Source organism: Streptomyces sp. NPDC041814, assembly GCF_055590565.1.
On the sequence record NZ_JBVJAM010000002.1, the window covers coordinates 224,355 to 240,496 of the forward strand.

Here is a 16,142-nt window from a genome sequence, read left to right on the forward strand (position 1 = left end):
CCCCGCGGCCGTGGCCACCCGCGGGCCCGCCTCGAAGCGGCTTCTCAGCCGACCTCGATGAGCAGGTCGCCGGCCTCCACCTGCTGGACCCGGCCGATCGCCAGGCGGCGCACCACACCGGCGGACTGGGCGGTGATCGACGCCTCCATCTTCATCGCCTCGATCGTCGCGACCGTCTGCCCGGCGGACACCGACGCGCCCTCCTCCACCTGGAGCGTCACCACCCCGGCGAACGGCGCCGCGACATGCCCCGCGTTCGTCCGGTCCGCCTTCTCCGCCGCCTTCACCTCGGTCGCCACCGACCTGTCCCGCACCGACACCGGCCGCAACTGCCCGTTGAGCGTCGCCAGCACGCTGCGGAAGCCGCGTTCGTCCGCCTCGGAGATGGCCTCCAGCTCGAACAGCAGCGTGACCCCGGGCTCCAGTTCGACCGGGTGCTCGGTCTCCGGCTCCAGCCCGTACAGGAAGTCCGGCGTCGGCAGCACCGAGGTGTCGCCGTACGCCTCCCGGTGCGCGGTGAACTCCTTCGTCGGGCCGGGGAACAGCAGCCGGTTCAGCGTCGCGCGCGGCGATGCGCGCAGCGCCTGCCGGTCCTCGTCCGACAGGTGCGGGGTCTTCGCCTTGTCCGGGCGGCCCTTGAGGGCCCGGGTGCGGAACGGCTCCGGCCAGCCGCCCGGCGGGTCGCCCAGCTCACCCCGCAGGAACCCGATCACCGAGTCCGGCACGTCGAACTTGCCCGGGTCCGACTCGAAGTCCGCGGCACTCACGCCCGCACCCACCAGATGCAGCGCCAGGTCCCCGACCACCTTCGAGGACGGCGTCACCTTCACCAGCCGGCCCAGCATCCGGTCGGCCGCCGCGTAGCAGTCCTCGATCAGCTCGAAGCGGTCCCCGAGGCCCAGCGCGATGGCCTGCTGCCGCAGGTTGGACAGCTGGCCGCCCGGGATCTCGTGGTGGTAGATCCGGCCCGTCGGCGAGGCCAGCCCCGACTCGAACGGGGCGTACACCTTGCGGGTCGCCTCCCAGTACGGTTCCAGATCGCCGACCGCCTGGAGCGAGAGGCCCGTCGCGCGCTCCGTGTGGTCCGTGGCCGCCACCAGCGCGGAGAGCGGCGGCTGGCTCGTCGTTCCGGCCATCGAGGCGACGGCCGCGTCCACCGCGTCCACCCCGGCGTCGATCGCGGCGATCAGCGTGCCCAGCTGCCCGCCCGCCGTGTCATGGGTGTGCAGGTGCACCGGCAGGTCGAACCGCTCGCGCAACGCCGTCACCAGGGTGCGCGCGGCCGGCGGACGCAGCAGCCCCGCCATGTCCTTGATGGCGAGCACATGGGCGCCCGCCTCCACGATCTGCTCGGCCAGCCGCAGGTAGTAGTCCAGCGTGTACAGGGTCTCGCCCGGGTCCGACAGGTCGGCGGTGTAGCACAGTGCCACCTCCGCCAGCGAGGTCCCCGTGGCGCGTACCGCGTCGATCGCCGGACGCATCTGCGACACGTCGTTGAGGGCGTCGAAGATGCGGAAGATGTCCATCCCGGCCGAGGCCGCCTCCGAGACGAACGCCTCGGTGACCTCCGTCGGATACGGGGTGTAGCCCACCGTGTTACGGCCCCGCAGCAGCATCTGCGTACAGATGTTGGGCACCGCCTCACGGAGCTTGACCAGCCGCTCCCACGGGTCCTCCGCCAGGAACCGCAGCGCCACGTCGTAGGTGGCGCCGCCCCAGCACTCCAGGCTCAGCAACTGCGGCACGGTGTGCGCCACGTGCGGCGCGACCGCCAGCAGGTCCCGGGTGCGCACCCGGGTGGCCAGCAGCGACTGATGGGCGTCGCGGAACGTGGTGTCCGTGACCGCGACCGCCGGCTGGGCCCGCAGCTCGGCGGCGAACCGCTCCGGACCCAGCTCCGCCAGGCGCTGCCGCGAACCGGGCGGCGGCGTGCCCGGCGGCAGCGCGGGCAGCTTGTCCGCCGGGTCGATGACCGAAGGCCGGGGCCCGTACGGCCGGTTGACCGTGGTCTCCGCCAGATAGCTGAGCATCCGGCTGCCCCGGTCGGCCGAGGGGCGGGTCCGGATCAGCTCCGGGTGCTCGTCGATGAACGAGGTGGTGAGGCGCCCCGCCCGGAACTCCGGGTGGTCCAGCACCGCGCCCAGGAACGGCAGGTTCGTCGCCACCCCGCGGATGCGGAACTCGGCGATCGCCCGGCGCGCCCGGCGGGCCGCGTTGGCGAAGTCGTGGCCGTGACACGTGAGTTTGACGAGCATCGAGTCGAAGTGCGCCGACACCTCCGCACCCGTGTGCACGGTCCCGCCGTCCAGCCGCACCCCCGGACCACCGGGGGAGCGGTACGCGGAGATGGTGCCGGTGTCCGGACGGAAGCCGTTGACCGGGTCCTCCGTCGTGATGCGGCACTGCATCGCCGTGCCGTTGAGGGAGATGGAGTCCTGGGTCAGCCGCAGCTCGGAGAGCGTCATTCCCGCTGCGATGCGCAGCTGCGCGATCACCAGGTCGCGGCCGGTGACCTGCTCCGTCACGGTGTGCTCGACCTGGATGCGCGGGTTCATCTCGATGAAGACGTGGTTGCCGCGCTCGTCCACCAGGAACTCGACGGTGCCCGCGTTCACGTACCCGATGTGCCGGGCGAAGGCGACCGCGTCGGCGCAGATCCGCGCCCGCAGCTCCGGGTCCAGATTCGGGGCCGGTGCGATCTCGACCACCTTCTGGTGGCGGCGCTGCAGCGAGCAGTCCCGCTCGTAGAGGTGCACCACATCGCCCTCGGCGTCGGCCAGGATCTGCACCTCGATATGGCGGGGGTTGATCACCGCCTGCTCCAGGAAGACCGTCGCGTCACCGAATGCGGACCGCGCCTCGCGCATCGCCGCGTCGATCGCCTCGCGCAGCTCACCGGCCTCGGCCACCCGCCGCATGCCGCGCCCGCCACCCCCGGCGACCGCCTTCACGAACACCGGGAAGCCGATCTCCTCCGAGGCCGCCACCAGGGCGTCCACGTCCTCGGACGGCTCGGACGACCTCAGCACCGGCACACCGGCCTCCCGGGCCGCCGCCACCGCACGCGACTTGTTGCCCGTCAGGTTCAGCACCGACGCCGGGGGCCCGACGAAGGTGATGCCGGCCTCCGCGCACGCCGCCGCCAGATCCGGATTCTCCGACAGGAAGCCGTAACCGGGGTAGATCGCGTCCGCCCCCGCCTTGCGGGCCGCCTTCACCACCTCGTCCACCGACAGATACGCCCGCACCGGATGCCCCGGCTCACCGATCCGGTACGCCTCGTCCGCCTTGGCCCGGTGCAGCGAGTTGCGGTCCTCGTGCGGATACACGGCCACCGTGGAGATGCCCAGCTCGAACGCCGCACGGAACGCGCGGATCGCGATCTCCCCGCGGTTGGCGACCAATACCTTGTCGAACATCAAACTCCCCAGTCGTGTCGCGGCTGTGTGGCGTCGAGGACGGGCGGTACGGCACGGACACGCTGCTCCGCGTCGGAGACCGTACGGCGGTGGCGAGGTGCTCCGTGACCTGCCGGATACGGAGCGTTCGACACCGTACCGGAGACTTCCCCCGAGATCGCGAGCGCAAAAGATGGCTTGCGTCACGCCCCAAAACGTCCCCCGGACGCAGTCCCGCCGCCGTGATGTTTTGCCGCCTCCCGGCAGCCGGGCCATGCTGGTGGGCATGGCCGACCACGTCGGCCCCGAACCCGTCGCCGCTGTCCGGCGCGCCCTCCGGCTGCTGGAGGCCGCAGGCGCCCACGGGGGCGAGGCCACCGCGCAGCAGCTGGCCCGGGAGGCAGGTCTTCCCCCGGCCACCGTGCACGCGCTGCTGCCCATGCTGGTCGCCGACGGCTACCTCAGGGAGCTGGAGGACCACACCTACGTCCTCGCGGACGACGCCCCGGGCGGGGGTCCCGGCACGCAGCCGGTGCCCGCGCGGGTCCGGCCCGCCCTCAGCGCCCTGCGCAACGACCTCTCGGCGGCCGCCTATCTGACCCTCTACGTGGACGGCGAGATCCGGGTCATGGAGATCGTGGACAGCGCGCGCACCCCGCGCGTGGACCTGTGGGTGGGGCTTGAGGACGCCGGCCACGCCACGGCGCTCGGCAAGACCGTCCTGAAGGAGCTCGACGACGAGGCGCGGGACGAGTACTTCTCCCGCCACGACCTGACCGGGCTCACCCCTCGGACCATCACCCGCCGCGACGAGCTGGTCCAGCAGCTCGACGGCTCGCCCGCGCCGGTGGTCATGGACCGCGAGGAGTACGTGCGCGGCACGACCTGCGTGGCGGTCCCGGTCTACAACGGCGAGCAGATCGGCTCCCTCGGCATCTCGTTCCGGTCCGACCGGATGTACCGGACCTCCCGGGTCCGCGCGGAGCTCCTTTCGGCCGCCGTCAGTGTGTCCCGCAGGCTCACGCTGCCCGGCTGAGCGGCCCCGCGTTCAGTCCAGCCGGGTCAGGTCCGGCCGCAGCCGCTGCCACACCGGGTGCCGCAGCCGCCCCGCCGCCGTCCACTGCGACGCGCTGACCTCCGCCACCAGCCGCGGCTCCACCCAGTGCGCCCCGGCCACGTCGACCGGCCCCGTGAACGGGGACTCCGGGCGCGCGATCACCCTCAGGTACTCCCTCAGCTCACCCAGCTCCCGGTCCGACATCCCCGACCCCACGGACCCCGCGTACCGCAGTCCGGCCGGGTCGTCGAGCCCGACCAGCACGGCCCCGGGGACACCCGCCGGCGCGCCCTTGCGCTGGGTCCAGCCGCCGATGACCACGTCCAGCGTCTCGACCCGCTTGGTCTTGCGCCAGTCGGGTGAACGGAGACCCGGTGTGTACGGGGAGGAGAGCCGCTTGGCGACCACGCCCTCCAGGCCCCCGCGCACGACGGTCTCCCACGCCTTCGTGCCCTGGCCACGCACGTAGGACGGCACCGACCAGTGCGGTCCCGAGGACAGCAGCCCGGACAGAACCGCGCGGCGCTCCTCGTAACCCAGTGCCGTCAGCGTCCGGCCGTCCAGGTGCAGCACGTCGAAGACCACCAGGTGCGCAGGGACGTCCAGCGCGAGCCGGGCCGCGCGCCGTGCGTTCAGGATGCCCATGCGGCGCTGGAGCAGCCCGAAGTCGGACCGCCCCGACGCGTCCAGGGCCACGATCTCGCCGTCCAGGACCACGCCGCGGCCGCGCAGCACGTCGCCGAGCGCGTGCAGCTCCGGATAGGTCGGGGTCACGTCGTTGCGCGCCCGTGAGGTCAGCCGCAGGGTGCCGTCGCCGGGGGTCGCCAAGATGCACCGGGCACCGTCCCACTTGGCCTCGAAGGCCCACTCCGTGTCCGGGACGGGGAGCGGTCCTGGCACGGCCAGCATCGGTGCGATCCACGAGGGCGCCCCGGAGGCATCGGCGGGGATGGGGGCCATGGCCCCATGATCGTGCGACCGGCCGGACCTCGCAGTCCGGGCTCACGCCGCCCAGGCGGAAACGGTCAGGGTGGAGGCGAGGACCTGCCACAGGGCCCAGGCGCCCGCACGGCTCGCCGCGCCGCACAGCACCTGCCTCGTGCAGTCCGTCTCCCGGTCCTGCCACGCCGCGACGTCCAGGTAGTGGAAACCGAGGGAGCGGGTGAACGTGAACCGGATGTGCAGGCCGTTGCCCAGGTCGTGGCCGGGCAGCGTGGCGATCTGGAGGTGGTCGCCCACGGCGGACTCCACGCGCACCGGATTGGCGCCCAGCAGCTCGCAGGTGTCTCCGGTACGCACCCGGCCCGGGCAGCTCCCGCTCACCGGGAACAGCCGGAAGTTGTCGGTGAGCTGCAGGCGCACGGCCTCCGGCGTCGTGAACGGGTGTACGCCGAGCCCGTAGCCGTACCAGTACAGCAGGCGCCTGCCGTCGAGGCAGCGCTCGCGGTCCTGGTCGCACGAGGCAGCCCGGGCCGCCGGGGCGGCGAGTGCCAGGGCGAGGCACGGGGCCACCGCGAGCGCCAGGACGCGCCGGGCGGCCCGGCGCTCACGGGGCACGGCTCAGCCCGGTGACTCGTCCGGCACCGGATGCTCCGGGTGCACTCCGGCGTTACGGGCGGAACCGCGTCCCGACCCGGACTCGTCGGGGTCGGGCAGGTCCTCCCGGTCGTCGTCCCCGGTCTGCCCGGTGCGCGGCGGGGCCTGCACGTCCATCGGGTCCTCGCCGTCCTGGACCTGCTGGTCGGGCAGGTCAGCGGGCACCGGAGGCGGGCTCGGGGACGCGCCCTCGTGGACAGGGCCCTCTGGTCTGCGGTCGGTCATGGAAGATCCTCCGTCGTCGTCCCCGCAGGCGGGCGGCGGGGCATCGGCAGCCTCGGGGAGCCGGGTACCCGAGGTGGGCCCGCCAACTCATTGTGGGCCGGTGCGGACCGCACGGCATGTCCGCCCGCTCAGCGCCGCCGCGCGAGCAGGAACATCTGCGGTTCGGGCACGGCCGCCGGGACGGCGGGCACGAACATCGTGCTCTCCCGGGACAGGACGGTGAACCCGGCGTCCTCCACCAGCGCCGCGAACGCGTCCTCGCCGAAGCTGGTCACCTCGACCGGCTGACCCATGAACGTGCCGCTGACGCCCTCGACGTCGAACGGCACCGTCGCCACGGCCAGATGGCCCCCCGGCCGCAGCACCCGCGCGGCCAGGCGCAACACCTCGGCCTGGTCCGCCCGCGACATCTGCAACAGCGCGAAGTACAGGCACACCGCGTCGAAGGAGGCGTCCTCCAGCGCGAGCGTGCGGATGTCGGCGCAGCGGAACTCCGCCCCCGGCACCTGGCGCGCCGCGATGTCCACCATGACCGGGGAGACGTCGACGCCCAGCACGTCGTGCCCGGCGTCCACGAGGGTCTGTGCCGTCGGCCGGCCCGTACCGCTCCCCACGTCGAGCACCCGAGCGCGCGGCGGGAGCACCCCCAGCAGCCGCTCCAGTGAGGCGCGGTGCATGGCCGAAGCGGCGAACGCGGCCTCGTAATCGGTGCCGAGAGCGTCGAACACGGCTGCGGCGGTGCGACCTCGTCCCTCTGACATGGCAGGCCCCTTCCTGTTCCGGTGCACCACCACTTCTACTGCAACGGACGCACCCTCGCCCCGGAACGCCGGAAACCGGTGTGCCGCGCTCAGCGCCCGCCCGACACCCGCAGTACCGTCCCCGTCGCGTACGAGGCGTCCGGCGAGAGCAGCCAGGCGACGGCGCCCGCGATCTCCTCCGGTTCGCCGGGCCGGCCGAGCGGGGTGCCGGGACCGAGCTTGTCCGGGCGGGCCGGGTCCGCGTGGAACTCGGTGCGGATGACGCCGGGGGCGACCGCGTTGACGCGGATGCCGGACGGGCCGGTCTCCTTGGACAGGCCGACGGTCATCGTGTCGACGGCCCCCTTGGCGGCGGCGTAGTGCACGTACTCACCGGGGCTGCCCAGCGTGGCGGCGGCCGAGGACACATTGACGATCGCCCCGCCGCCCGAGGCCGTCATGTCGCGCACCGCACGGCGCGCGCAGAGCAGGTAGCCGAGGACGTTGACCTCCAGGGCCCGCCGCATGCCCGCCGCGTCGGCGTCGGCCAGCGGGCCCACCGGGCCGCTCATACCCGCGTTGTTGACCAGGCCGGTGACCGGGCCCAGCTCGGCGGCGGCGGTGTCGAAGAGGCGGTCCACGTCCACCTCGTCCGCCGTGTCCACCCGGACCGTCACACAACGGCGGCCCGTCCCCCGTACCGCGTCGGCGACCTTCTCCGCCGCGTCCGCGTCCGAGTGGTAGGCCAGCGCGATGTCATGGCCCTCACCCGCCAGGCGTACGCAGACCGCCGCACCGATGCCGCGGCTGCCTCCGGTGACCACGGTGACCGGTTGACCGTTCATGGCAGGCTCCACCCTTCCTCGTACTCGCTCGCGGAGCCATCGTAGGCGCGGGTGATCACCCACCCGGAGGGGGCCGGAACGCGGCGGTGGACTGCCACCCACTCATGGAAGGGTGACAGTCCACCGGTCTGTGCGGTCCGCCTCACACGGGCAGGCCGTCCTGCCGCTCGCTCTGCTCCTGGAGCTTGCGGGCCTTCTCCTGGAGGCGGCGGCGCTGCTCCGGGTCGCTGGTGCGCTCCGCGGCCTCGGTCAGGTGCCGCGCCTTCTCGCGCATCTGCTGGGCTCGGTTCACCTCTCGTGCAACGCTCATCGTCACTCCTCGGGGACGGTAGGGGAGAGCGGGCCCCTTCAGGGAAGCAGCGCGCCGTCACCGACGCACGCCGAAGCATCACCCACCGTGAAGGCCGCAGGTGGGGGGCTGGGGGACGGAACCGTTCCCGCGCGCTGGCATGATCGAGGGTATGAACGAGCGCATGATCGCCGCGTGTGACGGGGCGTCGAAGGGTAATCCGGGGCGGGCCGCCTGGGCCTATGTGGTGGCCGACGCCGAGGGCCGTCCCCAGCGGTGGGAGGCGGGGCCGCTCGGCACGGCCACCAACAACGTCGCCGAGCTCACCGCCCTCCAGGAGCTCCTGGAGTCCGTGGACCCCGCCGCGGCACTTGAGGTCCGGATGGACTCGCAGTACGCGATGAACGCGGTCACCAAGTGGCTGCCCGGCTGGAAGCGCAACGGCTGGAAGACCTCGGCCGGCAAGCCCGTCGCCAACCGTGAGCTGGTGACCCGCATCGACGAGCTCCTGACCGGGCGCGCCGTGAGCTTCGTCTACGTGCCCGCCCACCAGGTGGACGGCGACCCGCTCAACGCACTCGCCGACCAGGCCGCCAGCGAGGTCGCCGTCACCCAGAGTGCCGCCGGCACCTCCCACGGCTCGGCCACCCCGGTCCCGGCACCGTCCCGCGCCACCGAGGGCCGCCGGACCGGCGCGACCGCGAAGAAGGCCGCTCCGCGGAAGTCGGGCGGCGGCGCCACCATCCGGGCCAAGTTCGCGGGCCGCTGCCACTGCGGACGGCCGTACGCCGCGAAGGACATGATCGCGAAGAACGACCACGGCTGGGGCCACCCGGAGTGCCGGACCGCCTCCGCCTGACCGGTACTCTCGGCCAACTGCCCCCGTAAGCCCACCAGATGGGGCGTTCCGCCCGCGCGCCGGACGTCCCCGTGCCATGATGCGCTCCGGCGGCGCGCGGGGAGCGCCGCCGTGGGAGCGGTGGCGACACCGGGACGCTGGGGGGCGCATGGAAACCACGACGACGGTGCTCGGCCGGCTGCGCGGGGCGCAGAAGACGGCCAAGGGGGTCTCGCTCTACTCGCGGTACGTGAACCGCCCGGCCGGCCGGGTCTTCGCCGCCGCCGCGTACCGGCTCGGCATGACGCCCAATCAGGTCACCCTGACCAGTGCGGCGTTCACCTTCACCGCCATCGCCTGTGTGGCGCTGGTGCGCCCGGGCCCGTGGCCGGCCGTCCTCGTGTACCTCGGGCTCGCCGTCGGCTTCGCGCTCGACTCGGCCGACGGGCAGCTCGCCCGGCTGACCGGGCGCGGCGGGCCCGACGGCGAGTGGCTGGACCATGTGGTCGACTGCGCCAAGATGATCCTGGTCCATACCGCCGTACTGGTCGCGTTCCACCGGTACTTCGCACTGCCCGGCGACGGCTGGCTGCTGCTGCCGCTCGGCTTCCTGTTCGTCGCGGTGCTGACCTTCTGCGCGGGGCTGCTGCGCGAACAGCTCGGCAAGGCGGCGGTGCGTGTCGCTGCAGGCACGCCCGGGCCCGCGACGCCGCCGTCCCGGCTGCGGGCCGTGGCGCTGCTGCCCGCCGACTACGGGGTGTTCTGCCTCGTCTTCCTGCTGCTCGGCGACGAGTCCGCGTTCCGGGCCGGATACGCCGTACTCGCCGCCGTGCACGCGCTGTTCCTCGTCCTGTTCCTGGGCAAGTGGTTCAGGGAGCTGAAAGCGCTCCGGGCACACTGACGAGCGTGTCCAGCGCCCGGCGCAGCTGCGTGCTGGAGGTGTGCACGGTGTACGGGAAGTACACGACCTCCACACCCACTTCGGCGAAGTCGCGTTCGAGCTTCCTGCCCTTGTCCGTGTCCCGCCAGTCGTCCCCCTTGAAGATGACGTCGAACCTGACCTGCTGCCAGGTCTCGACCTTCTCCGGCACGGTCTCCACGAAGGCGGCGTCCACGTACCGCACGCTCCGCACGATCTCCAGCCGTTCCGGGAGCGGGATCACCGGCCGGTGTCCCTTGGCGAGCGTGGCCATCTCGTCCGATACGACCCCCGCCACCAGGTAGTCGCACTGGCTGCGCGCATGACGAAGGATATTGAGGTGTCCCACATGGAACAGGTCGTAGACCCCCGGCGCGTAACCGACCCTGTGCACCATCCGTTCTCTCCCCCCACGGTGAACGCGATGTCCGCGATAGTCCAACGAATCTACTGTGAAGACGACTTGCTCATCTCATGAACGGATAAGCTCGTTTTTGGGGCTGTTCCTCGGTGGAACACCGGTGGCTCCGGGGGGAAGGCGATCGTCCGATGCCAGACGAAGAGCACCGCAGACCGTTCGAGCAGCGCCGCCTGCTGGTGGTCTCCACGAACTACGCGCCGGAACTGACGGGCATCGGTCCGTACGCCGCTCAGCTCGCCGAGCACTGGGCCGCGTCCGGCGCCGACACCCACGTGCTCACGGGCATGCCGCACTACCCGGCCTGGCGGACCGACGCGGCCTACCGGGGGGCCTGGCGCGTCGAGGAACGGCGCGCGGGCGTCACCGTGCACCGCAGGCGCCACTACGTCCCGGCCCGCCAGAGCGCCTTGCGCAGAGCCGCCTTCGAGGGCAGCGTCCTGGCGCACGGCCTCCTCGCACCGCCCGCCATCAGGCCCGACGCAGTGGTCTCCCAGATACCCAGCCTCGCCGGCGGGGTCATCGGCGCCCGCCTCGCCCGCCGCCACCGGGTGCCGTACCTCCCCGTCGTCCAGGACCTGATGGGCGCCGCGGCGGCCCAGAGCGGCATCCGGGGCGGGGACGGGGCGGCGGCCCTCGCGTCGAAGGCCGAACGGTTCGCCCTGACCGCCGCGACGCTCGTCGGCGTCATCCACGAGAGCTTCGTGCCCCGTGTCACCGCCTACGGAGTGGACCCCGGGCGCATCCGGGTCGTGCCCAACTGGAGCCACGTACAGGCCCCTTCGGCCGACCGCGCCGCGACCCGGGCCCGGCTCGGCTGGTGCGAGGGCACACCGGTCGTCCTGCACTCCGGCAACATGGGCCTCAAACAGGGCCTGGAGGTCCTGGTCGACGCCGCCCGGCTCGCCCCCGAGATCCGGATCGTCCTGATGGGCGACGGCAACCAGCGCGAGGCCCTCCGCGCCCGCGCCGCCGGGCTGCCCAATCTCGACTTCCTGCCCCCGGCCGGGGCGGACGAGTTCACCGACATCCTGGCCGCCGCCGACGTCCTCGCCGTCACCCAGCGCGCCTCGGTGCTCGACATGAGCGTGCCGTCGAAGCTCACCTCGTACTTCGTGTCGGGGCGCCCCGTCGTCGCCTCCGTCGCCGAGGAGGGCGGCACCGCCGAGGAGGTGCGGCGCTCCGGGGCCGGGCTCCTCGTCGCGCCCGAGGATCCGGCCGCCGTGCTCGGTGCCGTCCGCAAACTGGTCGAGTCACCCGCCGGGGCCGACGCGCTCGGCGCCCAGGGGCCGCGCTATGTGGCCGGCCATCTGGGCCGGGAAGCGGCGCTGGCCCGCTTCGACGCCCTGCTCACCGAGGCCCTGCGGGACGGCCGGGGAGGCCCACGCCGATGACCGAACCGATCCGTTCCCTGGACGAGCAGGACGAACCCGCCCTGCTCCGGGACCAGTTCCGCCAGCTCCTGCGCTACCGGACCCTCCTCGTCGCCGGTGTGCTCCTCGGCCTCATCGGCAGCGGCTGGCTCGCCCTCAGCGGGGACGACACCTACGCGGCCACCGGCGAGGTGTCCGTACGGTCCGCCACCTCCGACCCCTTCGCCGCGGGGGCCTCCGCCGACAAGGGCATCAACATCGGCTCCGAACGCCAGACCGCCGTCAGCGACGCCGTGGGCACCATCGCGGCCGGCACCCTCGCCAAACAGGGCGACACAGTCGAGGTCGGCGCACTGCTCTCCGGGCTCCAGGTCACCAACCCTCCCAACACCCTCGTCCTCAAATTCGCCTACACCGGCCGCACCCCCGAGCAGGCCAGGGCCCGGGCCGAAGCCCTCGCCGAGGCATACCTGGAGATACGCCGGGAGCGCACCGAGGACAGCATCGACAACATGATCGACGGCTATCGCGCCCAGCTCAAACCCCTCACCGAGCAGCGCGACCGGCTCGCCGAACAGGAGACCGGCACCGGCGGCGACGACGTCACCAGCGCCCGCGCCAACCTCATCGTCGCCATCTCCGCGCTCAACCAGAAGATCTCCGAACTCCGCGCGCTGGACACCACCCCCGGCTACCTCAACAAGAAGCCCGTCGCCCCCCAGCACCCCACCGGAGCGGGCCTGCCGCTCCTCCTCGGGCTGGGCGGCGTCGTCGGTCTCGCCCTCGGGCTGCTGATGTCGTGGGTGCGCCTCGTCTTCGACCCGGCCGTCCGCTCCACCAGGGAACTCGTCCGCTCCCTGGGCGCCCCGCTGCTCGGCACCCTGCCCAGGGAACGCGCGGCCGCCGGCACCCTGCTGGCGATCGGCCGCCCCGGCAGCCGGCTCGCCGAGGAGTACCGGGCGGTGGCCTTCCGGCTCGCCTACGACCCGTCCTTCGCCGAACGCCGCCGCCTCCTCGTCACCGCGCCCCGGGGCGACAACGACATGGCGCGGGCCGCCGCCGCCAACCTGGCCGCCGCCTTCGCCGAGATGGGCCGCGACGTCCTGCTGGTCGAGGCCGACCTGCGGACCCCGTCCCTGGCCGGCGACCTCGGAGCCGCCCACCCGGGCCGCAGCCCCCGCTGGGCGACCGGCAACCAGGACCGCGGCTGGCCGTCCGACAGCCGGGCCAACGTCGACGTGCCGGGGTCGGGAGCCTTCACCCTGGTCGCCGGACGCCGCACCGACAACGTGCCGCGCGCCCTGACCTCCGCCCCCGTCAGCCGCATCATCGCCGAGGGCGGCAGGCCCGGCGCGGTCGTCATCGTGCTCGCCCCTCCTGTCCTGTCGTACGCGGACGCCGTCGCGCTCGTGGACCGCGTCGAAGGCGTCGTCATCGTGTGCCAACCGCGCGAGGTGCACCGCAGCGACCTCGAACGCATCCGCGAGATCATCGGCGCGGCGGGCGGCTCCGTCCTCGGCACCCTGCTCCACCCCGGCTTCGGCCGGCTGGACCGGCCGGCCCGCCGCAACGCACCCCGGGGCGGGCGGGGGCAGCAGCCGGCCACCCGGGAGGCCGCCGCACCGCGCGGCAGGTACGGCGACCCCGAGGCGGCCGGCCGCACCGGTGACCCCGCCGAGACACTCGGCCTCCGCACCGTGGACGACGGCCGCGGCGGCCGCAACAGCGCGGCCGGACACCGATGAGAGCCCGTACCGCGATCGCCTGCTCGGTCGCGGACCAGGGGGTGGCGGCCCTCACCAACATCCTGGTCCTGGTGGCCGCCGCCCGGCTCTCCAGCGTGACCGGCTTCGCCCGCTTCTCGGCCGTCTACCTCGTCTTCACCGTCCTGCTCGGTGTCTCCGGCGCCTTCACCGGACAGCCGCTCGTGCTCCGCCGGGGCGGCGGCGAGGACACCAGGTCGGCCTGCCGGTCGGCAGTCTGCTTCACGCTGCTCGCCGCCACCGCCCTCGGCGGTCCGCTCGCCGCCGTCGGCGTCCTGCTGCCCGGCTCCACGGCAGGGGCCCTGATGGCGCTGGGCCTGGTGCTGCCGGTGGTACTGGGCCAGGACATCGCCCGTTACGCCTTCGCCACCCTGCACGCCCAGCATCTGGCCCTGGCCGCCGACACCCTCCGGCTGGTGTGCGTCATCGGCGCCCTGGCCGTACAGCCGCACGGGGCGCCGGCCGCTCGGCTGGTCGCGGTCTGGGGGCTCTCCGCCCTCCCCGCGCTGCTGCTGTCCCTGGCCGCCCTGCACCGCAGGACCAGGGGGGCTCCGGTGGCGCTGCGGCCCCTGCTGGCGAAGGGGCACCTCGGCCGGAGGTTCGTGGTCGAGTTCGGCGTGGGCAACGCCACCTCCCAGCTCTCCGTGCTCGGCCTCGGCGCCGTCGGCAACCCCCTCGTCGTGGGCGCCCTGCGCGGCGCCACCACGCTCTTCGGCCCGCTCAACGTGCTGTTCACCTCCGCCACCGGCTTCGGCCCGCCGCTCCTCGGGCGGCTCGCGACCGACCGGCTCCGGGTGCGCGCGACCGCCGCGCTGGCCGCCGTCCTGGCGCTGACGGCCGCCGCCTGGGCCACCGCCCTCGCTCTGCTGCCCGGCTCGGCCGGCCGCCACCTGCTGGGCGCGACCTGGCCCACGGCGGCGGCGCTCCTCCCGGCCACCGGCAGCCAGTACGCGGCGATGGCCGCCGGGACCTGCGGACTACTGGCCCTCCGGCTCCTCGACCCGCGCACCACGCTCTCGATCCAGGTGGTGTTCTCGCTCGCCGCGGTCGCCTTCCTCGCCACGGGTTACGCGATCGGCGGGGTGACCGGAGCCGCCTGGGGTCTGTGCCTGGGCTCCGTCTGCAAGGCCGTCGCGACCTGGACCCGGGTGGCCCGGCTGACCCGGGCGGGCGCGCGGGCCCCGGAGCCGGTCAGCGCGGACGCCGCCCGGACCGGAGACTCGTCACCAGCGCCAGGCACAGGGCCGCGATCGCAGGCTTCCCCGCCGCCTGCAACAACGGACCGCGCAGCAGGATGAAGGTGTACCCGGCGATCAGCGGCGCCGCGATCGCCAGCACACTGCCCGCCCCCGGACCGTCCCGCGAGACCGCCCGCGCGTAACGCCGATCGGTGCGTGCGGCCCCGTACCCCGTCAGCGCCAGCCCGCCGACCAGGCCCACCACCCCGAAGTCGACCCACAGCTCCGCCCACAGCGGCGCGGAGAGGTTGGTCATGTTCATCCCCATCCACTGCCCGACGCGCACCCCGGTGTCCTCCGGCTTCCCGCTCCACGCCGCCCTCGGCACGAAGAAGAACGCGGACCCCGCCAGCTGCCGCCCATAGGTGTGCCCCCGGGTGCCGACCCAGGTGACCGTGTTGGCGAACATCACCGTCTGGTCGTAGTCCTTGGTGGCCAGCGGCTCGAACACCGACGACGACTGGACCGGGCGGTACCCCTCGTCGTCGTACCGGAACCGGTCCGCGTACGGGAACAGCACCAGCGCCCCGATCACCCCGAGCGCCAGCACCGACCGGTACATCGCCGCACTGCGCGGGAACGCCGTGAACAACAGCGAGACCAGCACCGTCAGGAACCAGTAACGGGCGTTGGAAACGGGGTTGTTCACGATCAGGTTGACAGCCGCCAGGCCGCACCAGACCAGCACGGTCGACGGAGCGCGCCTGGCCCGGCGCGAGGTCACCAGCCTGCGCGTGTAGAACAGCAGCGCCAGCAGCGCCGGAACCGTGCCGAAGCCCTTCAGGAACGCCGAACCCACATTGGACTCGCCCGACGCCACCCCGCTCTCGGCGACCGAGGCACTGATCTCCTGCCTGCTGGAGAAGAAGACCGCGGGTCCGCCCAGCTTCAGCACGTAGTACCCGCTCGCCGCGAACGCCACCAGCACCAGCAGCCGCAGCCGCACGGGATGCGCGGTGGCGCCGTGCCCGTCCCCGCGCACCGTGCGGCGGCGCAGCGGGCGCCGCGACGCCAGCAGCGCCCCCAGGTCGAAGGCCGCACACCCCACGAGCACCAGCGCGACGGCGGTCACCAGGTCGGCGCGCGGCCCGACCGCGGGCGTCGGCGTCTGTCCGATGACCAGCTGGGCGAACGGCGCGACCCCCATCGCGATGTACACGAACATCCAGAAGATGCCCTGGAGGAGCCGCCGCCGCGTGGACAGGATCATCGTCGCGAGCCGCGCCCCCGAGTAGCAGGTCAGGACGAGCTGCAACCAGTACGCGGTGTCCCGCACCCCGGTCCCGGGCTGGGCGGCGATCAGCGCGGGCAGGAAGCACACCAGGCCGAGGACGATCGGCACGGCCAGCGCCCGCGACAGCATCGCCCAGGACAGTGGGCGGGCGGGCGCGGAGGGCGCGCTCTCGTGCACGGTTGCCATCAACTCACCGTCTCCGAAGCGCG

15 protein-coding genes are annotated in these 16,142 nt (G+C 73.4%); 6 read left to right on the plus strand and 9 right to left on the minus strand.

The window, feature by feature from the left end; all coding sequences use genetic code 11:
• Positions 1-44: 44 nt before the first annotated feature.
• Entirely contained in the window at positions 45-3,419 is a 3,375-nt protein-coding gene (locus ACZ6C6_RS06400) for a pyruvate carboxylase (protein ID WP_469199678.1), read from the minus strand.
• 265 nt (positions 3,420-3,684) lie between these two features.
• Here ACZ6C6_RS06400 and ACZ6C6_RS06405 point away from each other — a divergent pair, with 265 nt between their 5' ends.
• Positions 3,685-4,434 carry an IclR family transcriptional regulator gene (locus tag ACZ6C6_RS06405; RefSeq protein WP_469199680.1) on the plus strand — a complete coding sequence of 250 codons (750 nt, stop codon included), beginning with the start codon at positions 3,685-3,687 and terminating at the stop codon, positions 4,432-4,434.
• Positions 4,435-4,446: 12 nt separating this feature from the next.
• On the opposite strand, the gene ligD is transcribed toward ACZ6C6_RS06405, so the two are convergent.
• From ligD to ACZ6C6_RS06435, 6 genes are all read right to left on the minus strand, one after another.
• Positions 4,447-5,415, minus strand: a complete 969-nt coding sequence (gene ligD / locus ACZ6C6_RS06410) for a non-homologous end-joining DNA ligase (RefSeq protein WP_469199681.1) — start codon at positions 5,413-5,415, stop codon at positions 4,447-4,449.
• A 42-nt stretch (positions 5,416-5,457) separates the two neighbouring features.
• On the minus strand, positions 5,458-6,012 hold the full coding sequence (locus tag ACZ6C6_RS06415; protein WP_469199682.1) for a hypothetical protein: 555 nt from the start codon (positions 6,010-6,012) through the stop codon (positions 5,458-5,460).
• Between the two features lie 3 nt (positions 6,013-6,015).
• A complete protein-coding gene (locus ACZ6C6_RS06420; RefSeq protein WP_469199684.1) occupies positions 6,016-6,276 on the minus strand; it encodes a hypothetical protein in 261 nt (86 codons plus the stop codon).
• 128 nt (positions 6,277-6,404) lie between these two features.
• Positions 6,405-7,037 (minus strand): class I SAM-dependent methyltransferase, encoded by a 633-nt coding sequence (locus tag ACZ6C6_RS06425; RefSeq protein ID WP_469199691.1) that lies wholly within the window; start codon positions 7,035-7,037, stop codon positions 6,405-6,407.
• An 89-nt stretch (positions 7,038-7,126) separates the two neighbouring features.
• Positions 7,127-7,861 carry an SDR family NAD(P)-dependent oxidoreductase gene (locus ACZ6C6_RS06430; protein ID WP_469199694.1) on the minus strand — a complete coding sequence of 245 codons (735 nt, stop codon included), beginning with the start codon at positions 7,859-7,861 and terminating at the stop codon, positions 7,127-7,129.
• Positions 7,862-8,003: 142 nt separating this feature from the next.
• A complete protein-coding gene (locus tag ACZ6C6_RS06435) occupies positions 8,004-8,171 on the minus strand; it encodes a DUF6381 family protein (RefSeq protein ID WP_469199696.1) in 168 nt (55 codons plus the stop codon).
• 151 nt (positions 8,172-8,322) lie between these two features.
• On the opposite strand from ACZ6C6_RS06435, the gene ACZ6C6_RS06440 reads away from it, so the two are divergent.
• Positions 8,323-9,009 carry a ribonuclease H family protein gene (locus ACZ6C6_RS06440; protein ID WP_469199698.1) on the plus strand — a complete coding sequence of 229 codons (687 nt, stop codon included), beginning with the start codon at positions 8,323-8,325 and terminating at the stop codon, positions 9,007-9,009.
• A 148-nt stretch (positions 9,010-9,157) separates the two neighbouring features.
• Entirely contained in the window at positions 9,158-9,889 is a 732-nt protein-coding gene (locus ACZ6C6_RS06445; protein WP_469199700.1) for a CDP-alcohol phosphatidyltransferase family protein, read from the plus strand.
• Here the strand turns inward: ACZ6C6_RS06445 and ACZ6C6_RS06450 are convergent.
• The gene (locus ACZ6C6_RS06450) at positions 9,858-10,304 is read right to left on the minus strand and encodes an FAD synthase family protein (protein ID WP_469199701.1); all 447 of its coding nucleotides are present in this window, start codon (positions 10,302-10,304) and stop codon (positions 9,858-9,860) included. The genes ACZ6C6_RS06445 and ACZ6C6_RS06450 overlap by 32 nt on opposite strands.
• 152 nt (positions 10,305-10,456) lie before the next feature.
• Here ACZ6C6_RS06450 and ACZ6C6_RS06455 point away from each other — a divergent pair, with 152 nt between their 5' ends.
• From ACZ6C6_RS06455 to ACZ6C6_RS06465, 3 genes are read left to right on the plus strand one after another with little or no spacing between them, the layout of a single operon-like run.
• Positions 10,457-11,719: a glycosyltransferase gene (locus ACZ6C6_RS06455; protein ID WP_469199703.1), complete on the plus strand. Its 1,263-nt coding sequence runs from the start codon at positions 10,457-10,459 to the stop codon at positions 11,717-11,719.
• Positions 11,716-13,443: a P-loop NTPase family protein gene (locus ACZ6C6_RS06460; protein ID WP_469199705.1), complete on the plus strand. Its 1,728-nt coding sequence runs from the start codon at positions 11,716-11,718 to the stop codon at positions 13,441-13,443. The genes ACZ6C6_RS06455 and ACZ6C6_RS06460 overlap by 4 nt, the downstream gene beginning before the upstream one ends.
• Positions 13,440-14,759: an MATE family efflux transporter gene (locus ACZ6C6_RS06465; RefSeq protein WP_469199707.1), complete on the plus strand. Its 1,320-nt coding sequence runs from the start codon at positions 13,440-13,442 to the stop codon at positions 14,757-14,759. The genes ACZ6C6_RS06460 and ACZ6C6_RS06465 overlap by 4 nt, the downstream gene beginning before the upstream one ends.
• On the opposite strand, the gene ACZ6C6_RS06470 is transcribed toward ACZ6C6_RS06465, so the two are convergent.
• Positions 14,653-16,119: a hypothetical protein gene (locus tag ACZ6C6_RS06470; RefSeq protein WP_469199709.1), complete on the minus strand. Its 1,467-nt coding sequence runs from the start codon at positions 16,117-16,119 to the stop codon at positions 14,653-14,655. The genes ACZ6C6_RS06465 and ACZ6C6_RS06470 overlap by 107 nt on opposite strands.
• Positions 16,120-16,142: the final 23 nt, after the last annotated feature.

Bases quoted from the DNA above. Each gene is read 5' to 3' on its own strand.
- ACZ6C6_RS06430 (WP_469199694.1), bottom strand. From the start codon at position 7,861: ATGAACGGTCAACCGGTCACCGTGGTCACCGGAGGCAGCCGCGGCATC.
- ACZ6C6_RS06405 (WP_469199680.1), top strand. From the start codon at position 3,685: ATGGCCGACCACGTCGGCCCCGAACCCGTCGCCGCTGTCCGGCGCGCC.
- ACZ6C6_RS06440 (WP_469199698.1), top strand. From the start codon at position 8,323: ATGAACGAGCGCATGATCGCCGCGTGTGACGGGGCGTCGAAGGGTAAT.
- ACZ6C6_RS06460 (WP_469199705.1), top strand. From the start codon at position 11,716: ATGACCGAACCGATCCGTTCCCTGGACGAGCAGGACGAACCCGCCCTG.
- ACZ6C6_RS06425 (WP_469199691.1), bottom strand. From the start codon at position 7,037: ATGTCAGAGGGACGAGGTCGCACCGCCGCAGCCGTGTTCGACGCTCTC.
- ACZ6C6_RS06420 (WP_469199684.1), bottom strand. From the start codon at position 6,276: ATGACCGACCGCAGACCAGAGGGCCCTGTCCACGAGGGCGCGTCCCCG.
- ACZ6C6_RS06450 (WP_469199701.1), bottom strand. From the start codon at position 10,304: ATGGTGCACAGGGTCGGTTACGCGCCGGGGGTCTACGACCTGTTCCAT.
- ACZ6C6_RS06455 (WP_469199703.1), top strand. From the start codon at position 10,457: ATGCCAGACGAAGAGCACCGCAGACCGTTCGAGCAGCGCCGCCTGCTG.
- ACZ6C6_RS06400 (WP_469199678.1), bottom strand. From the start codon at position 3,419: ATGTTCGACAAGGTATTGGTCGCCAACCGCGGGGAGATCGCGATCCGC.
- ligD (WP_469199681.1), bottom strand. From the start codon at position 5,415: ATGGCCCCCATCCCCGCCGATGCCTCCGGGGCGCCCTCGTGGATCGCA.
- ACZ6C6_RS06445 (WP_469199700.1), top strand. From the start codon at position 9,158: ATGGAAACCACGACGACGGTGCTCGGCCGGCTGCGCGGGGCGCAGAAG.
- ACZ6C6_RS06435 (WP_469199696.1), bottom strand. From the start codon at position 8,171: ATGAGCGTTGCACGAGAGGTGAACCGAGCCCAGCAGATGCGCGAGAAG.
- ACZ6C6_RS06470 (WP_469199709.1), bottom strand. From the start codon at position 16,119: ATGGCAACCGTGCACGAGAGCGCGCCCTCCGCGCCCGCCCGCCCACTG.
- ACZ6C6_RS06465 (WP_469199707.1), top strand. From the start codon at position 13,440: ATGAGAGCCCGTACCGCGATCGCCTGCTCGGTCGCGGACCAGGGGGTG.